The sequence below is a fragment of the Thermoflexus sp. genome, assembly GCF_042408365.1.
Classification (GTDB): domain Bacteria; phylum Chloroflexota; class Anaerolineae; order Thermoflexales; family Thermoflexaceae; genus Thermoflexus.
On the sequence record NZ_JBHOQJ010000307.1, the window covers coordinates 1 to 4,746 of the forward strand.

The 4,746-nt window shown below is 62.6% G+C and carries 3 protein-coding genes; 1 reads left to right on the plus strand and 2 read right to left on the minus strand.

All coding sequences use genetic code 11. The annotated features are described in order from the left end of the window. Positions 1-99 precede the first annotated feature (99 nt). Together mvaD and ACFMO5_RS14060 are read right to left on the minus strand one after the other, a co-directional pair. Complete coding sequence (mvaD, locus tag ACFMO5_RS14055) at positions 100-1,110, minus strand: diphosphomevalonate decarboxylase (protein ID WP_376793376.1); 1,011 nt, start codon at positions 1,108-1,110, stop codon at positions 100-102. A gap of 376 nt (positions 1,111-1,486) precedes the next feature. After that, the gene (locus ACFMO5_RS14060; protein WP_376793377.1) at positions 1,487-2,872 is read right to left on the minus strand and encodes an exo-alpha-sialidase; all 1,386 of its coding nucleotides are present in this window, start codon (positions 2,870-2,872) and stop codon (positions 1,487-1,489) included. Between the two features lie 243 nt (positions 2,873-3,115). Between ACFMO5_RS14060 and ACFMO5_RS14065 the strand changes: the two genes are divergently transcribed. Beyond that, positions 3,116-4,579 carry an acyl-CoA dehydrogenase family protein gene (locus ACFMO5_RS14065; protein WP_376793378.1) on the plus strand — a complete coding sequence of 488 codons (1,464 nt, stop codon included), beginning with the start codon at positions 3,116-3,118 and terminating at the stop codon, positions 4,577-4,579. Positions 4,580-4,746 lie beyond the last annotated feature (167 nt).

Consider the following 4,746-nt stretch of genomic DNA (forward strand, 5'->3'; position numbering starts at 1 on the left):
ACGCGGCCCGCCCCTCACAGAAATTCCACGAATCGAAAGTTCGTCACTACGAGTTGGGATGACTTCCTCGGTTGTCTGCAACAGGGCAGCCTTAAAAGATTAGGCCCTTTTCCTCATCGAAGATTCGGTTTCAAAGACTCGATGCGCCCCACCTCCCGGGCCGCTGGTGAGCACCCGCCGCACCCCCGGCACAGTCTGAAGGCGCCGGGTCAGCTCAGGGACGACCTCCTCAGGACACATGATGTGGACATTGGGACCGGCATCCAGGGTGAACGCTACAGGCAACCCCTCATCCCGCCAGCGCCGGACCGCTTGCAAGACCGTGATAGTGCCCGGTTCCCAATAAAATAAGGGAGGACGAGAGGTCATCATCACCGCATGCATCCAAATCGCGTCTGTTTCAATGATCTCCGCCAAAGAATCGAAATCCCGTCGCAGAATCGCCTCCCGGCAGCCGGCGAGGCGCTCTGGGGCAGTTGCCACCCGCAGGGCATGCAGAGGGCTGGTGGCCGCCCGACGATGGCCCTCGGTGGAGCCGACCGCTTTGTGCTGCTCGCTGACGATGGCGATCACATCCCATAACGCCCAGTGATCCGGCGGTGCGATGCTGTAAGCATAGGAATCCTCATGGCGCTCCCCCGCAACCCACTCCACAAAGCCAGGCGGCACCGAACGGCACGCAGACCCGGAGCCGAGCCGGGCAATGATGGAAAGCTCACGCTCCGATAAATGCAGATTCAGCGCAGCTGCAGCAGCCACCGCCAGCGCCGCGAACGCAGCGGCGGAGGAGGCGAGCCCAACCCCCGCAGGGATATCGGTCCACGATTCCACCACCGCCCGCCCTCGATAGCCGGCGATCCCTCGCACATGATTCAGGAACGCCTCCACGCGGTCCCGAGCCGAACCCTCTACCCGAGCCCCGTTGAGGATCAACACATCGGGACCATCTTCCTCGAGGAAAGTCACGGTGGTGATCGTGCCCAGGGCACCCAGGTTCATGGAGAGCGAAGGGTTCGCCGGAAGCCGGAGCTGATCGTCCCGGTTCCCCCAGTATTTAATAAACGCAATATTCGGATGCGCTCGCGCGGTCGCTTGTCGAACTGTTCCCATCCTCGTGCAGTGTTCTCTTTGCCTTCGTCTGTTCCAGCTTTCAGTCTAACATAAACGAATTGGGGTTCAAATTCCTGTTACTTTGGCATAACAAGTGGAAAGGCCGATAACCCCGTGGGGGGTTCAGGGCCATCCTCCACAACCTCTAATCCCTAAAAGCCCTCCAAGAGCCGCGAAGGGCCGGCCGTGCGCCTACACTGCTTTTTCATTCCGGGGTATGCAATTGGGAAGACAAAGGCCCCCCTTCCTTCCTCTCTCCCCGCAGCCCTTTAGGCTGCGGGGAGAGAGAAGGGGAAATGGTTTAGCGCCGAAGTTGGCCTCCAGCCCTCTGACAGCATGTTCGCCCGTGGCGTGCGCCCACGGCGCCCAGCTGATCTTACCAAAGCGGGACCAGTGGGAACAAGAGGCGAGAAGCAAGAGGAAGGATCCCACATGTCACGATGATATCCTCATCGCCAAAGCGCGTGTCGCTCCAGGCTGCGCATATCCGGTTGGGGCCCACATCCAGACCCCAGTAATCCCCAGGGGCCGGGCTGATCGGCGGCACCTGGACGTTCAGGTCGAAGGAGCGGTTGCTCACCCGAAACGGAGGGCTCCAGGTCCGGCCACCATCCGGGGAATACGCATAGAAGGCATCGAACAAGCGGTTCCGCGGATCCCGACGGCGATCCAGCCAGAACACGTGCACCCACCCCCGCGCATCCGTCCGCACAATCGGATGCACAGCGTCCCCGGAGGCCGCGAAAGGTATGGATACGCTCCAGGTGCGGCCCCCATCCTCACTCCGGGCGAAGACCACCTCCGTCCCTAAGGACTCCTGAGGTGAGAGCCCCGTCCAGACCACATAAAGCCGGTTCGCATCGACCGGATCCGCAGCGGCGCTGGGCAAGGCATAGAGCCGCCACTGATCATAAGGTCGCACCGGGCTGGGAGGCTGGAGGACGCTAGCAACCGTCCGTGGAGCAGAGAAAGAGCGACCCCCATCGAAGGAAGTCACCACCCGGATCTCCCCGGGCGCGGTGGGCGATAGCGGTTCGACATAGAACAGATGGACCGCGCCGTCCGCCCCGACCACCGGCATCGCCCCTTGAACGCCCTCGCCCGCTGTCGCTGTCACGGGAGGCGACCAGGATAGCCCGCCATCCTGAGAGCGGACTATCCACAACACATCCGCATGCATCGGGCGCCATGCCACATACAGGCGCCCGTAGAACGGGCTGCGCGGCCGGTTGTCCCGGGCTAGCCACGGTTTATCATCCAAAATCGTGGATGGATCGGAGATCACCGTCACGGCATCCTGCCAGGTGCGCCCGCCATCATCCGACCAAGTCAGGAAGAGGCCATGATGTCGATAGGCCGGCGTCCCAGCGCCCAGGGCCAGGACGTAGAAGCGTCCATCCTCTGTCGCCAGCGCCACAGGATCGCTTTGCCGGGTGATGGTTGGTGGAAGCCCGGGGAAGGGGATCTGAATCGGCCAGGATTGCCCGCTGTCGAAGGAAACGTAGATCCAGACCTCACGGGTCATATCCTGGGTGCGGCGGAAATCCTTGGCGGCCACCACCAGGTTCTGCGGATTCAGGGGATGGATCGCTAAGCTGGGCTCCTGTTGTGCAAAGCCGCTTCGGTCGGTGTTCGCAACGACATTAGGGCCCCAGAGCGGCGAAGGCAGCGGTGCCGCCTCGGCCCGAACCAGCGCGATGAAAACCGCCAGCCCGGGCAAGAGGAGCAATACGGCCATCGGCCTCTTCGGAAATCCTCGCATCCCTCGTTCCCTGAGCCGTTTCCGGGGACTGCTGTAGGGATTTTATCACCGGGTGGACCGATCCTTCATGTTCTCGAAGCATGGGCCAGGAGCTTTCAAGCCTTGGCTAGGTGTCCGAACCTGTGAGAAAATGAACTGGCCGCCTCGGCTCTCTTCGAATAAATTCGCACCGCTCGAGGCCCGCGAGAGGAGGCGGAAAGGCCTCATCCCCTTCAACCGAACCAACCTCTTACGGAGGTGCGTATGGATCTGGAAGCGCTGCGCACACCGACCCGCTTTCTTCGATCGTGCGGGATCTCCCTCCCCCCCGCGCTGGAGCTAGAGGAGCTGGAGAATTGGTGGGAAGCGGAGGGGAAGGCCATCTCCACGATGATCGACCGCATGGGAACGCCATGGCTTCGCGCCTTCGATCGCTTCGGACATCGGGTGGATGAGATCCTGTATCCGCCGGATTACCGCCGCATGCTCCTTCAAGGCTATCGGGCCGGCGCCGTCTGGCACGCCTTTGAAGGGGTCGGGCTTTCTGCAACATTCCTCATCGGTTACCTCACCGCATTCTATGATGCTGGCCTCTATTGTCCCTATACGGTCTCTCTGGCCACCGCCATGGCTCTTCACAAATATGGGGGTCCGGATCTTCAAGCTCGCTTCCTTCCCCCGCTCCTCCGGCGGGACAACGAGGTCTGGCAGGGGGCGACCTGGATGACGGAAGCGGGAGGCGGCTCGGATTTGGGGGCCGCGGTGGAAACCATCGCCCGCCTGGAAGGACCCCAGTGGCGGCTTACCGGTGAGAAATATTTCGCCAGCAACGTCGGAGCGGAACTGGCCGTGGTCGCCGCCCGCCCTGAGGGCGCCCCGCGCACGGTCCGAGGACTTGCGCTCTTCCTGGTGCCCCGATATCGAGAGGATGGAAGCTTGAATTACACCGTCCGGCGCCTGAAAGACAAAATCGGCACGCGCGCGGTGCCCACTGGGGAGGTGGAGCTACGGGATAGCGAGGCCTACCTGCTGGGTCGTGTGGAGGAGGGGATCTACCTGATCCTGGAGGTTCTCAACGTCTCACGGGTGGCCAACAGCATCGGCAGCGTGGCGCTGATGCAACGCGCTATGGCTGAGGCCCTTGCCTTCGCCGAACGCCGCGTCGCCTTCGGCCGCCCGATCCTTCAGCATCCCCTGTTGCGTCGCCAGTTTGAGGAACGCTGGCATGGGCTCCGGGCATCCTTTGCCCTCGCCTGGACAACCGTTCGAATGTTGGAGGAGATCCGGATGGAACGGCCGCCATATTCCCCTCGCTATCACCTTTTCCGCCTGTTGACCCACCTCGCGAAATACTGGACGGCTGAGCAGGCTGTGCAGACCGCTAAATGGGCGATGGAGGTCTATGGAGGGATGGGGGTGCTCGGGGAATATCCAGCGGAGCGCTGGCTGCGGGAGGCCATGATCCTGCCGATTTGGGAGGGCACACCCCACCGGCAGATCCTGGATGGGCTAGAAGTGATGGCGCGTAAAGGAGCTCACCGGGCGCTGATGGAACTGCTGTCGCCAGAGGCGGACCCCCAGGCCCTGGAGGAAATGGCGGAACGGGTGGAGGCCCACCTGCGCCTGCCGCCGGAGGAACAGGAAGCCCAGGCGGAGCCCCTCTTCCGGGATCTGGCCCAATTCACCGCAGAGGCCCTGAGCCGGCGCTTCGCTCCTCAGGCCGACTGAAGTTGCCCTCCTGAGGCCTCCGGCCAACGGTCGGCCTGTCCCAACCAAAGGTTTCCCTCGTCCGCCTGCGCGGACGCTTGATCCGAAGCGCCTCGAGAGGCCGATTGATGATTATGAGGAATTTACCATAGGGATTTAGGGGCGAGCCGGGCGCCTTCGGCGCCCGG